We start from the raw sequence: 15534 nt of genomic DNA on the forward strand, positions 1-15534 counted from the left end.
CGATTAGGCCGCGATTACGCTCACGTAACGACGACCGAAGGCGCCTTTTACTTCAAACTTGATCACGCCTTCGATTTTGGCGAAGAGGGTGTGATCTTTACCCATGCCAACGCCGTAACCGGCGTGGAATTGGGTGCCGCGCTGACGCACGATGATGTTGCCGGCCTTGATGACCTGGCCGCCATACATCTTCACGCCAAGGCGTTTGGCTTCTGAGTCGCGACCGTTACGGGTACTACCACCAGCTTTTTTGTGTGCCATGAGTTCAATTCTCCTAGTGAGGAATTAGGCTGTAATTAAGCCTGAATACCGGTGATTTTGATCTCGGTGAACCACTGGCGGTGGCCCATACGCTTCATGTGGTGCTTACGGCGACGGAACTTGATGATGCGGACTTTATCGTGACGACCTTGGGAGATCACTTCAGCCTTGACGGTTGCGCCAGCAACAACAGGTGCGCCGATGTTCACGTCGTCGCCATTGGCGACCAGCAGAACGCGGTCAAAAGTCACGGACTCGCCAGTAGCGATTTCCAGTTTTTCGATCTTCAGGTATTCACCCTCAGCGACCTTGTATTGCTTACCGCCGGTAACGATTACTGCGTACATGGTATTTCTCCGATAATCCTGCTCACCCAGCTCTTTATAAGAAGAGGTATTGGCTGGCATGGCTGCATGGGGCTGGAACGGCCCAAGTGCAATTGCGTAAGGCAGGTGCTGCCCAGGAAGTTCAGGGTGCGCGATTGTACGCAAGCTACCGCGGTCATGCAAGTAGCCGTCCATCGTGCCTTGACAGGTCTGGATGGGGGTCCTAGCATGCCGCGCAACCCTTCTGGAGCGACTCTCGCTGATGCAACCCCAAGCTTTCTACCGCGCGGTGGCGGACGATTTTAGCGCCGTCGACGGCATCATCAAGAAGCAGCTGACTTCCCGAGTACCGCTGGTATCGAAAATCGGCGACTACATCACGTCGGCCGGCGGCAAACGTCTGCGTCCTTTATTGGTGTTGCTGTGTGGCAAGGCACTGGGTCGCGAAGGCGACGATATGCGTCTACTGGCCGCCACCATCGAATTCCTGCACACCGCCACCCTGCTGCATGACGACGTCGTCGACATGTCCGGCATGCGCCGCGGCCGCTCAACCGCCAACGCCATGTGGGGCAATGCTCCGAGCGTGCTGGTCGGCGACTTCCTGTACTCGCGCTCGTTCGAAATGATGGTTGAACTGGGCTCGATGCCAGTGATGAAGATCCTGTCCCAGGCCACCCGCATCATCGCCGAAGGCGAAGTGTTGCAGCTGTCCAAGGTGCGCGACGCCAGCACCACCGAAGAAACCTACATGGAAGTCATACGCGGCAAGACCGCGATGCTCTTCGAAGCCTCGACCCACAGCGCCGCCGCGCTGGCCGGTGCCAGCGCCGGGCAGAGCGAAGCCCTGCGCACCTTCGGTGATCATCTGGGCGTGGCATTCCAACTGGTCGACGACTTGCTCGATTACAAGGGTGATGCTGAAACCCTGGGCAAGAACGTCGGTGACGATCTGGCCGAAGGCAAGCCGACCCTGCCGCTGATCTACACCATGCGTGAAGGCACGCCCGAGCAGGCTGCACTGGTGCGTCAGGCGATCCAGAAAGGCGGAATCGAAGATCTGGAAAGCATCCGCGCGGCCGTGCAAGCTTCCGGCTCGCTGGAGTACACCGCGCAACTGGCCCGCGATTACGTGGCCCGCGCGATCAAGTGCCTCGATGCACTGCCCGCCAGCGAATACCGCGACGCACTGGTTGAACTGAGCGAGTTTGCGGTCGCCCGCACACACTGATCGCCACGTAATCAAAGAGCCGCAGCCTTCCTTCGAAGCCTGCGGCTTTTTGTTGTCTGCCCTATCTCGGTTAAAACCTTATACAATGTGCGACTTTTAGCGAACCACATCCCTCAAGGAGCCTTAGTGAGCACGTTGCCACCCTGCCCGAAATGCAATTCCGAATACACCTACGAAGACGGCACTCAACTGGTTTGCCCCGAGTGCGCCCATGAATGGTCGGCCAGCGGCGATACCGAAGTGGCCTCTGATGATGCCGTGAAGAAAGATTCGGTCGGCAACGTCCTGCAGGACGGCGACACCATCACCGTGATCAAGGACTTGAAGGTCAAGGGCACCTCGCTGGTGGTCAAGGTCGGCACCAAGGTCAAGAACATCCGCCTGTGCGATGGCGACCATGACATCGACTGCAAGATCGACGGCATTGGCCCGATGAAGCTCAAATCCGAGTTCGTCAGAAAAGTCTGAATCCGCTGTCATCCATCCCGCGCCAGCCGTGGGATGGAGTCTCTCCCTCCCCGCCCTGCCCCAATCAATCCAAGCAATAGCCATACGCCAGCCGTTTTGACCTTACGCAACCTTTACCCGGAAAAAACCAGAAACAGCCAATAGCTCCTTGCTATTTGACGAATAAGAATTATTCTCATTGAAACCCTTCAAGGAGATGAGAACCATGACTTATTTGATCGACGCTTGGCTGGATCGCCCACATCCGTACCTCAGAATCCTGCATCGGGAAACCGGTGAAGTCTGTGCAGTGCTTGAGGAGGAAGCCCTGCATGAGTTGCAGGATCAGGGGGATCTGGATGTCAGCAGCCTGAACTCCAGCGAGCCGCTGGTATTAAAGGAGCTGGTGCGTAATCTGTTCCTGTTCTGCTACGCCCGGGCCTTGCGCCCGACCGGTGAGATGCACAACAAGATTGAAGTATGAAACGCGATAAAACCGTGGGAGCGAGCTTGCCCGCGAAAATGGAGTCTCAGGCAACACCAGGTGTGACTCAAAGAACGCCTTCGCGAGCAGGCCCGCTCCCACATTAGCTTGTCATAAGGACAGGCCAGGTCTTACAGAACGTCCAGCAGCTCGACGTCGAATACCAGAACGCTGTGCGGCGGGATGCTGCCAACGCCTTGAGCGCCGTAAGCCAGTTCGCTCGGCACGTACAGACGCCATTTGCTGCCGGCATTCATCAGTTGCAGGGCCTCGGTCCAACCAGCGATCACGCCGCCGACCGGGAATTCGGCTGGCTGACCACGCTCGTAGGAGCTGTCGAACACAGTGCCGTCGATCAGCGTGCCGTGGTAGTGCGTACGCACTTGATCTTCACGGGATGGCTTGGCGCCTTCACCCTGAGTCAGTACTTCGAATTGCAGGCCGGAAGCCAGAGTGGTGATGCCGTCGCGCTTGGCGTTTTCAGCCAGGAACGCCAGGCCTTCGCCAGCAGCCGCTTCAGCTTTTGCAGCCGCTTCGGCTTGCATGATTTCGCGGATCACCTTGAAGCTGGCGGACATTTCTTCCTGACCCACACGGCTTGGCTTACCGGCGAAAGCGTCGGTCAGACCGGCCAGGATGGCATCCAGGCTAACGCCCGGTGGCGGGTTGTCACGCAACTGGTCACCCAACTGACGGCCGATGCCGTAGCTGACGCGGGTTTCGTCGGTGGACAGATTTACTTCGGACATGACACTGCTCCGCTGTGCGGACGGCCACAAGACTTGCCGTGCGTGCACAGCGCGTCCCGGCGCGCCCGGAACCAAAAGGGCGAGCAGACTAGCACAGATGCTCAGGCGATGGGACGCAGTGCCTACAGGACCGAGCGCCAGGCGATCGGCACCTTGAGGCTTTCCTCGCCACTGGCGCCAAGGCCACACATTTCATCGTGTACCGAGGTGTGGACGAGGTTGAACGGCAACACCGGGAAGTTATGCAACATATCCCGCGCATGCTCCACCGATCGCAGCGTCAACAGGTTGCCCTTGAGATCACTTAACGGATACGCCGCCCCATGCATCCGTGCTTCGAGCAAATAGATTCCGCCCTCCATGGAAATCAGGTTCAGTTCATCGACCTTCCTGGCGATAGCAAACGCATTCAACTCTTGCAGGTTCATGAACACACCTCACGCAATGGCGAGCCGGGATCTATACAGGGATAGGCCCACGCGCATCAAAGCACAAGCCACAAACGACACCGCCCGTCTGTTTCGCAACAGACGGGCGGTGTTTTGCAGCGCTCAAACCTTGATCAGTGTTTGGTGACCTTGTCGAGGTAGCCCATGGCGAACGCCGAGACGACAAACGTCATGTGGATGATCACGTACCACATCAGATGTTCGGGATCGACGTTCTTGGCGTCCATGAAGATCCGTAGCAAGTGGATCGAGGAGATCGCCACGATCGAGGCTGCCACTTTCATCTTCAACGAGGAAGAGTCCATGGTTCCCAGCCAACTGAGCTTTTCCTTGCCTTCGTCGATGTCCAGTTCAGAGACGAAGTTCTCGTAGCCGGAAATCATCACCATCACCAAGAGGCCGCCCACCAGCGCCATGTCGATCAGCGATAGCAGCACCAGTATCAGCTCCGACTCGGCCATCGAGAACACGTTGGGCAGGATATGGATGACTTCCTGGAAAAATTTCAACGCCAAGGCCAGCAGCCCGAGGGACAACCCGATATAGATCGGCGCCAGCAGCCAGCGCGAGGCGTACATTGCGTTTTCGATAAAGCGTTCCATTGAATCTCACACAAGGGGCTGGAAAATGGCGGCGAGTATACCAGCCACCGAGGACAGCCAGAAACTGCCCGCAAGTCCGGCACCTGCGTGTGTGTGCCAAAGTTTTTCTGCTAGTGTCCAAGCCAATGAAAGCCCCGTGACAGTGGACAGGACGCGTGGAAATGGATGTGCGATTGCCGATAACGATTGCCGGAATGTGCCTTGTGCTATTGATGAGCGGTTGCTCGCCCGGCGACAAGAAGCACGCAGTCAGCCTTGAGGAAAAGACGGCAACGTTCGAACAGTCTCTCGACGCCATCACTGATCCGAAGCTCAAGGACGCCGTCACCGAGCTCGGCGGCTCGCTGCTGTTGCTTGAACGGGCACAGCTCAAACTCGAAGGCAATCCACTGCGCACCGAATATGGCGAGGACGCCCTCGGCGTGCTCAAGCACTACCCGACCCCGCAGGCGCTGGTCGATACCTTCATCAGTGGCCTGTTCGTGCTGCACAAGGACGCCAGCTCCGATTACCTCACCGACCTGCAGCCAGTATTCCCGTTCAACCTCAACATTCCCGGCGGCTTCCTGTTTCCCCATCGTGTGGAATGGCAATCGGTGACGTTGAGCAACAAACGCGTCATCCCCTACCAGCCCGAGTGGTCGGAAACCGATCCCGGTATTCAGCTCAGCCCGTCCAGTTCCAACGTCACCAACCCCGATGACCTGACCGTAACCTACCCGTTCATCGAAGGTCTGGATGTGGACAAGAAAAGTCAGCCGCAACCGGTGAGCCTGCAGGGCAAGGTTGAAGTCATCGCGCCGCGACGCTTGTACAGCTTCGACCTGACGCAAAAGGACGTCGGCCAGACTCGCACCAACGACAACCTGAGCGTCAAACTGCTGAAGCTTGGAAAGAACTACGCCGAAGTCGAATTCAGCAACAACCTGCCCTTGCCTGCGCAAGTCGCCGATTCGCAACTCAATCCTTTGATCGTTCAGGCCCGCGACGTCACCGGGCAATACCTGGTGCGCGCCGGTTCAATCAATGAAAGTCCGGAACAAGTAGCCTTCTACGAAAAACAACTGGCGCACCTGCAACAACAGAAAACCTGGAGCGACGCGCTGGAAAAGCAACTCAGCGCCGATCAGCAAGCCTTCGAGCAACAACACCCGCAGCGCTATAACAAGGTCTATTTCAATGGCCCGATCGAGACGCTGGAGGTCCGCGCGCGGGACTTCTCATCCGCCACCGTCACCCGCCAGTCGCTCGATCTCCCCATTCGCGCCTTTCATCAGCACACCACGGACAAAGCCATCAAGCCGCTGGATCTGCCAGTGGTGGTGTATGACGATCTGGCCGAGAACTGGCTCAAGGGCGCGAGCCTGACTGAAGAACAGTTGAAAGCCGGCATCCGTGTCCACCAATCCGTGGAAGACCCGAGCGCCGCGCGCATCGAGTTTTCCCATCGCCGCACCTTCAACGACGAGTTGCTCGGCGACGACTTCAACCCCGGCGACAGCCCGGTGACGTTCTTCACCGAGAAACACAACGGCAAACTCGATGAGCCGATCGAACTGCCGCCCGAGGCCTATCAGGTCGATCCGCTGCGAGCGACGATCACTTACGATCTGAATCTGTTCCCGCAAACCCCAGCGATCGCCGTAGGCTCGATGCCGTTGTTCCTGGCAACGGTGGCCAAGCAAGCGTACGACGCCAAGTCCTTGCCCAAGGGGCTGGAGATCAAGAACAACATGCTGGTGGTAGACCTGAAACAGTTTCCGGCCAACGAATGGCGCTTCTTCGTCAAGGACGACAGCGGCAACTATCTCAAGCAGATTCTCTCGGTCAGCCACGATGCGAGCGCAGAGGGCCCGGCGTTGTTCGGCGTGCATTACTTCTATGGCCGCCCAACCCACGTGGAAACCTATCAGCGAACTGACCTCACCACCCTGCAATACGGCTTCGAGGTCAAACTCGACCCAGCACAGTTGACCGACCCTGCGCTCTAACTGTTGAGACTTCGTCCGCGCCCCCCGTTGATCTGCCGAAGCTGGGCTTGCAGGTGCAGGCTCCAGATCTGCGGATCGTCGGCGAGCTCATAGCCGTGCAGCGTCAGACTTTCGACGATGGTGTCGAGGATCGACTCGGCGGCGACTGGCCCGTGGAACGGGCCTTGGGCTTTGATAGCGGAAGGTTGTTCACCGGCCATGCCGGCAGCGAAGAGCAGCGTCCACATGCCGGTATCGCCGGCCAACGGTTTGATGACACATTCGATACGGGTCACGAGACCCAGGCATTGACGGGTGAGGCAGAGGTTGCGCGACATGGCGGCGACCCTCGGTGAAGCCGGTATTCAGCCCTCACGGGAGGACTGGCTCGATCCAGTGATACTGTCGATATCCTTGAGCTGAGAATAGAAGAAAAGTTCGCCGCGCAAGCCGCACGAAACCAGAATGCGCCGAATGGTCATTGTGTGAATATTGGCGCCAGAGTAGTGGCGCTTTCTATTGGCTGCACCCTGAAAAATATGGGAAGGGGCTTGCTCCCGAAGGCAGTGTGTCAGGCAACAGATTCGTTGGCTGATACTGCGCCTCCGGGAGCAAGCCCCCTCCCATTGTTTTGATGCCGTTGCAGTTTTTGACCTGGTTAAGGTTTACGCCGGTTTGGCTTCTACCAACGCCTCTTGCGCCAGTTCCTTCTCAGCCTCCTTCAAATCCTCTTCGCTGATCATCTCGGCAATCACCCGCAGACGCTCAACCACGCGCGCATTGACGCTGCCTTCAGGGAACTGACCGTCTGCATCCGGTTCACCGGCCGGCTCGCCGACCAGCAGGCTCAGCGCCTCGTCGGCCTGCCGCACCGCGTAAACGTGGAACTGCCCGGCGCGCACCGCCGCCAGTACTTTTTCGTCGAGCATCAAGGTGGCGACGTTGGCCTGCGGAATGATCGCGCCCTGCTCGCCGGTCAGCCCGCGTGCCTCGCAGAGGCGGAAGAAGCCTTCGATCTTCTCGTTGACCCCACCGACCGCTTGCACTTCGCCGAACTGGTTGATGGAGCCGGTGATCGCAAAGCATTGCTTGAGCGGTGTTTTCGACAGCGCCGAAATCAACGTGCAGGCCTCGCCCAACGAAGCACTGTCGCCATCAACGTAACCGTAGGACTGCTCCAGCGCGATGCTCGCGGAAATCGCCAACGGGAATTCCTGCGCATAACGGCTGCCCAGATAGCCGGTGAGGATCATCACGCCCTTGGAGTGAATCGGCTGGCCGAGGTTGACCTCGCGCTCGATGTCGACGATCCCGCTGCCGCCCGGATACACCGTGGCGGAAATCCGCGCCGGCACACCGAACGCCGAGTCGCCGACTTCCAGCACGGTCAAACCGTTACACTTGCCGACCGCCGCCCCGTCGGTGTCGATCAGGATGATCCCGGCGAGCATGTCGTCGAGAATTCGCGCCGACACACGCCCGGTGCGAGTGGCCTTGGCTTTCAGCGCACGCTCGATATGCCCGGCATCGGTCATTTCATCGCCGGCCAGATGACGGATGAAATCCGCCTCGCTGACCAACTGGAACAAATCACCGATTCGCGCCGACAAACGCCCCTGATGCTCCGCCAGACGGGCGCTGTACGTCGCCAGGCGCGCCACCGCATCGGCAGTCAAAGGCGCCATGCCTTCTTCAGAAGTGCGGGTTTTGAGCAACTGGGCGAATTGCTCCAGGCTCTCGTCGACCATCGGAATGTCTTCGTCGAAGTCGACCAGGACGCGGAACATCTCCTGAAAGTCCGGATCGAGGTCTTGCAGCGTGTAATACAGCGAACGTGCGCCGATGATGATGACTTTGACCTGCAACGGAATGTGCTGCGGGTTGAGGGTCACGGTGGCGAAGCGGCCCATCTCGCCCAGCGGCGATTCCATTTTCAGCTTGCGCGATTGCAGAGCGCGCTTGAGCGCATCCCACACGAATGGCTCGCTGAGCATTTTTTCCGCTTCAAGAATCAGGAAGCCGCCATTGGCACGGTGCAGCGCGCCTGGACGCAACTGGCGATAGGTGGTGTAGAGCGCGCCCTGATCGGTGGTGTATTCGATACGACCGAACAGGTTTTCGTAAGTCGGGTGCGGTTCGAATACCACTGGCGCGCCGCCGCTGGCCGGATGCCCGACCACCAGACTCGGTGCGTATTGCTCCTCCAGCAGTTTGCGCGCAACGGCGTCAGTCTTGCTGTCATCGACCAGTTGCTCGACCACGGTTTTGAGCAGGTACACCTGCATCGCTTGCAGGTAACCGCAGACGGCGGCGTTCTCCGCGTATTTCTCCGACAGCGGCGACAACAGCGGCTGCAAGGCCAGGGTGATGGTTTCTTCGTTGAGCTGACGCAGTTGGTTGTTCGACTCACGCTTCCACTGCGGCAGGCTGGCGAGTTCTTCGTTCAGGCGTTCTTCGAGACCGGAGATGTCATCGTGAAAACGTTCGCGATCGGCTTCCGGCAATTGCGAAAACTCAGCCTCATCCAGCGCCTTGCCGTCGAGCATCGGCGTGAAGGCGATGTTGCTGCTGTCGCGGTACAGGGCGACGTCTTTTTCCAGAGCCAGACGCTCGATGATGTCGAGGGCCTTGTCGTAGCGCTGGTTGAAAGCCCGGTCGATGGCGCTTTTCTTTTGCTGGTAGGACGGATGCTCGAACACGGCCGGGAAGGTCGCCAGCAGGTTGTCGATCAAGCCGTTGATGTCACCGATAAACGAGCCGGCCGTACCCGATGGCAGTTCCAGAACGCGAGGCTCGCGAGGCTCGTCGAAATTATTGACATAGACCCAGTCCGCCGGGGTCTGCAGGCGTTTGCCTTCGGCTTTCAGGTAGCGTTTGACGAACGAGAAACGACCGGTGCCGGGCTCGCCCATCACGAATACGTTGTAACCGGGGCGTGGCATGGCCACACCGAACTGCAAGGCTTCGACCGCACGTTCCTGGCCGAGCACACCGCGAAAGGGCTCCAGATCATTGGTGGTAGTGAAGCTGAACTGTTCAGCGGAAAACGGACGGGTCAGCGCTTCGGGCGCTATACGCAGGCTGGCAGCAACAGGATCAGGCATCGGGCTTCCTTAACAATCAGGCGGGGCAGATAGCGGCATTCTGGCGCTGCCCGTACCCCACTGGCAAGGCGCGCCCTATGACAAAGCATAGACAACCGGTCGCCCCCGCCCCCTCCCCTGTGAAATCGGGGTTATCGCCAAATCTTTTGTAAAAAATCACGGAACCCCAGGAACGTGCCTAAACTCCAAACTGCGCGGCTGGAACTAATACCGGCCCACTGGCTTCGTTTGGATCTGTTTCTACAGAGCTTGGGGGGCCAGAACCCTGTCCATTGGTATGCACACAAAGAGAACAAAGCTATGAAACGGATTCTTCTCGGTACTCTCTTCACCGCTGTATCCATCAACGCAATGGCGCAAGCCCCGGGCGGCCCGGATTGCGGTTGGGGCAACATGCTGTTCGAAGGTCAGCGTGGCACCCCGGCTCACTTCCTCGCTTCCACCACCAACGGCACGTCCGGTAACGCTACCTTCGGCATGACGTCCGGCACCAACGGTTGCTCGACCAACGCATCGCTGACCTACGGCGGCAAATCCTGGATTGCCATGAATGGCATGATGAACGAGCTGTCCGAAGACATGGCCAAAGGCAACGGCGAAGCGCTGACGACTTATGCCGTGGTACTGGGCGTGGCGCCGCAAGACCGTGCGCACTTCGCGGCCGTCACTCACGAGCACTTCCAGCAGATCTTCAGCAAGGCTGACGTGACCGCTGAAGACGTGCACACCAACACCCTGGCCGTTCTGAAGTCAGACCCACGTCTGGCCAAGTACGCCACTCAGGCTTAAGCTCGACCCCACCCGCTTCTTTCGGGAAGCGGGTTTTGTTTTTTCGGCCCGTCCCTCCTTGGGTCTTTTTTTCTTTCCTGTTTAAGTTGCCGACTATGCTCAAACGCCTTGCCTGGCTGGCGCTCTGTGTCTGCGCCCCGCTGTCCGCCGCGCCAACCATCGATCCTCAACGTTTGCAGCAACTGGCCAATGACCGCTTCTGGATTTCCCTCGGCCACTACGAAACCGCCAAGCTCGGCGGCTGGCGCAGCTATGTCAGCGACAAGAAATTCTTCCTCGCGCCCGATGGCAATGAACATCCCGACCATGAACTGGCCGCCACGGTACAAGCGCTGTACGCCCCGGCCAGCCTCGGCGAGCAGCACGCGCAATGCGTCTACCCCGCCCGCACGCGCTGGCTAAAAACGCAACTCAACCTGAGCGACCTGCCAACGCCTGCGTGTGCCGAGTACAAAAAGTGGTTCAAGGACGTTTCGCCGCACAGCGCGGTGATGATCTTCCCCGCGGCTTATCTCAACAGCCCGTCATCGATGTTCGGCCACACGTTGCTGCGCATCGATCAGGCTGACGTGCAGACCGACAAGACCTCGCTGCTCAGTTACGCCATCAACTTCGGCGCCTACATCGAAGGTTCGGACAACAGCATTCTGTACGCCTGGAAAGGCTTGATGGGGGGCTACCCGGGGCTGTTTGCGCTGGTGCCGTATCAGGAAAAACTCTCCGAATACCGCAGCCTGGAAAACCGCGATCTGTGGGAGTACCGGCTCAATCTGACGCAAGAAGAAACCGCGCGCATGGTCGAGCATGTGTGGGAGCTGAAGCAGATCCAGTTCGACTATTTCTTCTTCGACGAAAACTGCTCCTACCGCTTGCTCGAATTGCTGCAGGTCGCGCGACCGAGTTTGCGCCTGACCGAACAATTCCCGCTGACGGCAATTCCCACCGACACGGTCAAAGCGGTGAAAGAAGCCGGGTTGGTGGAAAGCATTCAATACCGCCCCTCTCGTGAACGTGAACTGCTCAGTCGCGCCGAGCCTTTGACCGATGACGAACAGGCGTGGGTACTGAACGTCAGCGCCGATCAACAGCAACTGCAAGAGCCGACATTCAAAGCGCTGCCTCGCGAGCGCCAAGCACTGATCATCGACGCGGCTTATCGCCTGGAACGCTACCGCGCCAACGGCCAGGAGCGCGATCCGCAACGAGCGCAACGCAGTTTCGAACTGCTGCGGGCAATCAACAAGAACCCCGCACCCGAGCTGGACATTGCGCAACCGGGCCTGCCTGAAGACGGCCACGAATCGCGCACCTGGCAGGCCGGTCTCGGCACCCGTGGTGATCGTGCGTTCGGCGAATACGGCTTGCGCATGGCCTATCACGACCTCAACGACAACGCCGAAAGTTTCCCGCTCGGCGCGCAGATCGAAATCCTGCAAATGAAGCTGCGCCAGTACGAAGGCAACCACTGGCAATTCCAGCAACTGGATCTGGCGACCATTCGCTCGCTGACGCCGCGCAATGAGTTGTTGCAGCCATTGTCGTGGCAAGTCACCGGCGGTCTTGAGCGTGTGCCGGGCAAGCATGATGACGAAACCCTGGTCAGCCACGTCAACGGTGGTGGCGGCGGCACGTGGCAGTTGGGCGAAGATGTGCTCGGGTTTGCCCTGGGCACGGTACGTGTCGAACACAACAATGACTTCGCCGGTTTCATTGCGCCAGCCGCAGGCTTCAACAGCGGCGTACTGTGGAAAAACCCGCTGGGCAACCTGAGCCTGGAGGCCAAGGGTGATTACTTCACCAACGGCGAAGTGCGCCGTAGCCTGAGCCTGAATCAGCAGTGGGAATTGTCGCGCAACCTTGGTTTGCGCCTGAGTGCGCAACGCGAGTTCAGTCATCTGGCCACGCCTGAAACCGAAGTCATGCTCGAGGTGAAGTGGTATCACTACTGATCTGAAGCCCAGCAAATAACCCCTGTGGGAGCGGGCCTGCTCGCGAAGGCGTCGTGTCAGGCGATTCAAATGTCGGCTGACACACCGGTTTCGCGAGCAAGCCCGCCTACAGGAATCTCCAGTGTTCAACGAATTACTCACACACCTTTCACCAACGCCCGACGAATCCCCTTCTAGACTTTCCCTATCAGCCGAGAACCGGCGCGGGAGAGTGCGATGTGGCGGTGTGCGGGTTTGCTAGGTGTTTTGCTGATGCTGGGCGGTTGCCAGACCACTCACGAAGATTTGATCGCCAAAGGTTACCCACCGGCCTTCGCCGACGGTTTTGATGACGGTTGTGTCAGCGGCCGGCAAGCGGCCGGCTCGATCAGCGGCGAATTCCGCAAGAACGTGCCGCGCTATCTCAAGGACAACCAATACGCCGAAGGCTGGACCGACGGCTTTCGCCAGTGTCAGGCGATGCTGGAAAACAAGGGTCGCGAGGAGTATCGCAACGAACACTGGGACGAACGCGAACGCGCCTGGCAGCGCCAGAAAGATCAGGGCGCCGGGCGGGCTTACCGCTCGCAGTAGGTCGCTTCCAGACATCCAGTGAAACCAAATGCCGGCGACCATGGCCCAAACTCTATGAAGAGGAGGACACCATGAGCCGCGCTTTCGTTAACGAAGACAATGCCGCCGCGCAAGCCGATCAGCCCGTCGAACGGCAGGTCAGCACGCAACCCAATTACGTCACACCGCTGGGGCTCGCCCAGTTGCAGGGGAAAGTCGCCGAGCTGCAAGCCCTGCACGCCGAGCAATCGGCCAAGGGTGAACAGGCTGACAAACAACGTCTGGCCGATCTTGAACGTGATCTGCGTTACTTCAATCAACGTCTGGGCAGTGCCCAAGTCGCCGTCGCCGCGACCTCTACCGACAAGGTGCAGATCGGCAGTTGGGTGACCTATGCCGACGAACACAACACCGAGCGCCGCGTGCAACTGGTGGGTGAAGACCAGGCCGACGCCGCCAAAGGCTTGATCAACTGGGGCTCACCACTGGGCCGGGCATTGCTCGGCGCCCAGCTTAACGACGAGGTGCTGTGGCAGCGCCCCGCCGGTGACCAACTGATTGAAGTGATCCGTGTCGAACCTTCGTAAACCACGCCTTGGGCCCACATCGCATCGGCGACCAATGTTGCCCACCTCACCTGCCGCCCATCAAAGCCCTGCTAAAAAACCAGGCACAAAAAAGCGGAGCCCGAAGGCTCCGCTTTTTATGCAACCCGCCCAGTATCAGGCCAGTTTCTTGTGGCGTACCCGGTGTGGCTGGGCCGCTGCTTCGCCGAGGCGCTTTTTGCGATCAGCTTCGTACTCGGTGTAGTTGCCTTCGAAGAACACCGCCTGGGAGTCGTCTTCGTACGCCAGGATGTGCGTCGCGACGCGGTCAAGGAACCACCGATCGTGAGAGATCACAATGGCGGCGCCCGGGAAGTCCAGCAGGGCTTCTTCCAGCGAACGCAGGGTTTCAACGTCGAGGTCGTTGGACGGTTCGTCGAGCAGCAGGACGTTGCCGCCCTCTTTCAGGGTCAGCGCCAGGTGCAGACGACCGCGCTCACCACCGGACAGGTCCTTGACGAACTTCTGCTGATCGCCGCCCTTGAAGTTGAAACGACCGACGTAGGTACGCGACGGAATCTCGTAGTTGCCGATGCGGATCTGGTCCGAACCGTCGGAGATCTGCTGGAACACCGTCTTGCTGCCGTCGAGGTCTTCGCGGCTCTGATCGACGCAGGCCAGTTGCACGGTTTCGCCGACTTCGATGGAGCCCGAATCCGGCGTTTCCTTGCCCATCAGCATGCGGAACAGGGTCGACTTACCGGCACCGTTACCGCCAATCACGCCGACAATGGCGCCTTTAGGCATGGAGAACGACAGGTTGTCGATCAACACGCGATCGCCGTAGCCCTTGGTGACGTTCTTGAACTCGATGACTTTGTCGCCCAGGCGCGGACCGGCCGGGATGTAGATCTCGTTGGTTTCGCTGCGCTTCTGGAATTCCTGCGACTGCATTTCTTCGAAGCGTTGCAGACGAGCCTTGGATTTCGACTGGCGGGCCTTGGCGCCTTTGCGCACCCACTCCAGTTCTTCTTTCATGGCTTTTTCGTGAGCCGACTGCTGCTTGGATTCGGCCGCCAGACGATCGGACTTGGCTTCGAGCCAACCCGAGTAGTTGCCCTCGTAAGGAATGCCCGCGCCGCGGTCGAGTTCCAGAATCCAGCCCGCGACGTTGTCGAGGAAGTAACGGTCGTGCGTGATCGCAACCACGGTGCCCGGGAAGTCGTGCAGGAAGTGCTCCAGCCACGCCACGGAGTCAGCGTCCAAGTGGTTGGTCGGTTCGTCGAGCAGCAGCATGTCCGGGGCGGACAGCAGCAGACGGCACAGGGCCACACGGCGTTTTTCACCGCCGGACAAATGTTCGACCTTGGCATCCCACGCCGGCAGACGCAGCGCATCGGCGGCGACTTCCAGTTGGCGATCCAGGTTGTGACCGTCGCTGGCTTGCAGGATGGCTTCGAGCTTGGCCTGTTCTGCCGCCAGTTTGTCGAAGTCGGCATCTTCTTCAGCGTAAGCCGCGTAGACCTCGTCCAGGCGCGCCTGGGCGTTCTTGATCACGCTGACCGCTTCCTCGACCACTTCACGCACGGTCTTGGTGGGGTCAAGTTGTGGCTCTTGCGGCAGATAACCGATGTTCAGGTCCGGCATCGGACGGGCTTCGCCCTCGAACTCGGTGTCGACGCCGGCCATGATTTTCAGCAGCGTGGACTTACCCGAACCGTTGAGGCCGAGTACGCCGATCTTGGCGCCGGGGAAGAACGACAGAGAAATGTTTTTCAGGATTTCCCGCTTCGGCGGAACAACTTTGCCCAGCCGATGCATGGTGAAGACGTATTGAGCCATGGAGAACCTTGGGTCAGTGACAGATGAATGATTGGAGCGCAGGCGATGCCCGGCCAGACCGTGCGCGTCGTTCACTTGATGTTGATCAATGCGTGCGCGCTGAAAAAAGTCTGAGTCTAGGAGCTGGAACGCTCCCGCGTAACCGGCAAAGCTACCTGAATGACCGGTGGCAGTCCAGCCGCGCGGGGCTGGCACTTCGCCACGACTCAAGGCATGCTAGCCGCCCTTCGGGCG

At 59.1% G+C, this 15534-nt stretch carries 16 protein-coding genes; 8 read left to right on the forward strand and 8 right to left on the reverse strand.

Features of this window, described 5'->3' with window-relative positions:
• Positions 1-3: 3 nt before the first annotated feature.
• Both rpmA and rplU read right to left on the reverse strand, forming a co-directional pair.
• Complete coding sequence (gene rpmA, locus AACY11_RS03275) at positions 4-261, reverse strand: 50S ribosomal protein L27 (RefSeq protein ID WP_016773121.1); 258 nt, start codon at positions 259-261, stop codon at positions 4-6.
• A gap of 35 nt (positions 262-296) precedes the next feature.
• Entirely contained in the window at positions 297-608 is a 312-nt protein-coding gene (gene rplU, locus AACY11_RS03280) for a 50S ribosomal protein L21 (protein ID WP_007924746.1), read from the reverse strand.
• A gap of 241 nt (positions 609-849) precedes the next feature.
• Between rplU and AACY11_RS03285 the strand changes: the two genes are divergently transcribed.
• The 3 genes from AACY11_RS03285 (at position 850) to AACY11_RS03295 (ending at position 2749) form a co-directional block, all read left to right on the forward strand.
• Positions 850-1818 carry a polyprenyl synthetase family protein gene (locus AACY11_RS03285; RefSeq protein ID WP_339432765.1) on the forward strand — a complete coding sequence of 323 codons (969 nt, stop codon included), beginning with the start codon at positions 850-852 and terminating at the stop codon, positions 1816-1818.
• A gap of 126 nt (positions 1819-1944) precedes the next feature.
• The gene (locus AACY11_RS03290; protein ID WP_339432764.1) at positions 1945-2286 is read left to right on the forward strand and encodes a zinc ribbon domain-containing protein YjdM; all 342 of its coding nucleotides are present in this window, start codon (positions 1945-1947) and stop codon (positions 2284-2286) included.
• 205 nt (positions 2287-2491) lie between these two features.
• Positions 2492-2749 (forward strand): PA4570 family protein, encoded by a 258-nt coding sequence (locus tag AACY11_RS03295; protein WP_221730106.1) that lies wholly within the window; start codon positions 2492-2494, stop codon positions 2747-2749.
• Positions 2750-2880: 131 nt separating this feature from the next.
• Here AACY11_RS03295 and AACY11_RS03300 read toward each other — a convergent pair whose 3' ends face one another.
• The 3 genes from AACY11_RS03300 to AACY11_RS03310 form a co-directional block, all read right to left on the reverse strand.
• Positions 2881-3498, reverse strand: a complete 618-nt coding sequence (locus AACY11_RS03300; RefSeq protein ID WP_221730107.1) for an FKBP-type peptidyl-prolyl cis-trans isomerase — start codon at positions 3496-3498, stop codon at positions 2881-2883.
• 122 nt (positions 3499-3620) lie between these two features.
• Positions 3621-3926 carry a DUF6482 family protein gene (locus AACY11_RS03305; RefSeq protein ID WP_339432763.1) on the reverse strand — a complete coding sequence of 102 codons (306 nt, stop codon included), beginning with the start codon at positions 3924-3926 and terminating at the stop codon, positions 3621-3623.
• A 134-nt stretch (positions 3927-4060) separates the two neighbouring features.
• The gene (locus AACY11_RS03310) at positions 4061-4549 is read right to left on the reverse strand and encodes a TIGR00645 family protein (RefSeq protein ID WP_339432762.1); all 489 of its coding nucleotides are present in this window, start codon (positions 4547-4549) and stop codon (positions 4061-4063) included.
• Positions 4550-4710: 161 nt separating this feature from the next.
• Between AACY11_RS03310 and AACY11_RS03315 the strand changes: the two genes are divergently transcribed.
• The gene (locus AACY11_RS03315) at positions 4711-6540 is read left to right on the forward strand and encodes a hypothetical protein (RefSeq protein WP_339493858.1); all 1830 of its coding nucleotides are present in this window, start codon (positions 4711-4713) and stop codon (positions 6538-6540) included.
• Here AACY11_RS03315 and AACY11_RS03320 read toward each other — a convergent pair.
• Positions 6537-6857: a PA4575 family protein gene (locus AACY11_RS03320; protein ID WP_339432761.1), complete on the reverse strand. Its 321-nt coding sequence runs from the start codon at positions 6855-6857 to the stop codon at positions 6537-6539. The genes AACY11_RS03315 and AACY11_RS03320 overlap by 4 nt on opposite strands.
• A 327-nt stretch (positions 6858-7184) precedes the next feature.
• On the reverse strand, positions 7185-9623 hold the full coding sequence (locus AACY11_RS03325) for a Lon protease family protein (RefSeq protein ID WP_339432760.1): 2439 nt from the start codon (positions 9621-9623) through the stop codon (positions 7185-7187).
• Positions 9624-9923: 300 nt separating this feature from the next.
• Between AACY11_RS03325 and AACY11_RS03330 the strand changes: the two genes are divergently transcribed.
• The 4 genes from AACY11_RS03330 to AACY11_RS03345 all read left to right on the forward strand — a co-directional run bounded on the left by AACY11_RS03330 (position 9924) and on the right by AACY11_RS03345 (position 13500).
• The gene (locus AACY11_RS03330; RefSeq protein WP_221730112.1) at positions 9924-10412 is read left to right on the forward strand and encodes a DUF3015 domain-containing protein; all 489 of its coding nucleotides are present in this window, start codon (positions 9924-9926) and stop codon (positions 10410-10412) included.
• 95 nt (positions 10413-10507) lie between these two features.
• Positions 10508-12361: an Lnb N-terminal periplasmic domain-containing protein gene (locus AACY11_RS03335; RefSeq protein WP_339466268.1), complete on the forward strand. Its 1854-nt coding sequence runs from the start codon at positions 10508-10510 to the stop codon at positions 12359-12361.
• Positions 12362-12577: 216 nt separating this feature from the next.
• Positions 12578-12934 carry a hypothetical protein gene (locus AACY11_RS03340; protein ID WP_339493859.1) on the forward strand — a complete coding sequence of 119 codons (357 nt, stop codon included), beginning with the start codon at positions 12578-12580 and terminating at the stop codon, positions 12932-12934.
• 71 nt (positions 12935-13005) lie between these two features.
• Positions 13006-13500, forward strand: a complete 495-nt coding sequence (locus tag AACY11_RS03345) for a GreA/GreB family elongation factor (protein ID WP_339466267.1) — start codon at positions 13006-13008, stop codon at positions 13498-13500.
• Positions 13501-13635: 135 nt separating this feature from the next.
• On the opposite strand, the gene ettA is transcribed toward AACY11_RS03345, so the two are convergent.
• A complete protein-coding gene (ettA, locus tag AACY11_RS03350) occupies positions 13636-15300 on the reverse strand; it encodes an energy-dependent translational throttle protein EttA (RefSeq protein WP_339432816.1) in 1665 nt (554 codons plus the stop codon).
• Between the last annotated feature and the right edge of the window lie 234 nt (positions 15301-15534).

The organism is Pseudomonas sp. RA_105y_Pfl2_P56 (genome assembly GCF_963970845.1).
In the GTDB taxonomy this organism is placed as follows: Bacteria; Pseudomonadota; Gammaproteobacteria; order Pseudomonadales; family Pseudomonadaceae; genus Aquipseudomonas; species Aquipseudomonas baetica_A.

Excerpts from the sequence above, each read along its gene's own strand:
- rpmA (WP_016773121.1), bottom strand. The coding sequence starts at position 261 with ATGGCACACAAAAAAGCTGGTGGTAGTACCCGTAACGGTCGCGACTCA.
- rplU (WP_007924746.1), bottom strand. The coding sequence starts at position 608 with ATGTACGCAGTAATCGTTACCGGCGGTAAGCAATACAAGGTCGCTGAG.
- AACY11_RS03285 (WP_339432765.1), top strand. The coding sequence starts at position 850 with ATGCAACCCCAAGCTTTCTACCGCGCGGTGGCGGACGATTTTAGCGCC.
- AACY11_RS03295 (WP_221730106.1), top strand. The coding sequence starts at position 2,492 with ATGACTTATTTGATCGACGCTTGGCTGGATCGCCCACATCCGTACCTC.
- AACY11_RS03300 (WP_221730107.1), bottom strand. The coding sequence starts at position 3,498 with ATGTCCGAAGTAAATCTGTCCACCGACGAAACCCGCGTCAGCTACGGC.
- AACY11_RS03305 (WP_339432763.1), bottom strand. The coding sequence starts at position 3,926 with ATGAACCTGCAAGAGTTGAATGCGTTTGCTATCGCCAGGAAGGTCGAT.
- AACY11_RS03310 (WP_339432762.1), bottom strand. The coding sequence starts at position 4,549 with ATGGAACGCTTTATCGAAAACGCAATGTACGCCTCGCGCTGGCTGCTG.
- AACY11_RS03315 (WP_339493858.1), top strand. The coding sequence starts at position 4,711 with ATGGATGTGCGATTGCCGATAACGATTGCCGGAATGTGCCTTGTGCTA.
- AACY11_RS03320 (WP_339432761.1), bottom strand. The coding sequence starts at position 6,857 with ATGTCGCGCAACCTCTGCCTCACCCGTCAATGCCTGGGTCTCGTGACC.
- AACY11_RS03325 (WP_339432760.1), bottom strand. The coding sequence starts at position 9,623 with ATGCCTGATCCTGTTGCTGCCAGCCTGCGTATAGCGCCCGAAGCGCTG.
- AACY11_RS03330 (WP_221730112.1), top strand. The coding sequence starts at position 9,924 with ATGAAACGGATTCTTCTCGGTACTCTCTTCACCGCTGTATCCATCAAC.
- AACY11_RS03335 (WP_339466268.1), top strand. The coding sequence starts at position 10,508 with ATGCTCAAACGCCTTGCCTGGCTGGCGCTCTGTGTCTGCGCCCCGCTG.
- AACY11_RS03340 (WP_339493859.1), top strand. The coding sequence starts at position 12,578 with ATGTGGCGGTGTGCGGGTTTGCTAGGTGTTTTGCTGATGCTGGGCGGT.
- AACY11_RS03345 (WP_339466267.1), top strand. The coding sequence starts at position 13,006 with ATGAGCCGCGCTTTCGTTAACGAAGACAATGCCGCCGCGCAAGCCGAT.
- ettA (WP_339432816.1), bottom strand. The coding sequence starts at position 15,300 with ATGGCTCAATACGTCTTCACCATGCATCGGCTGGGCAAAGTTGTTCCG.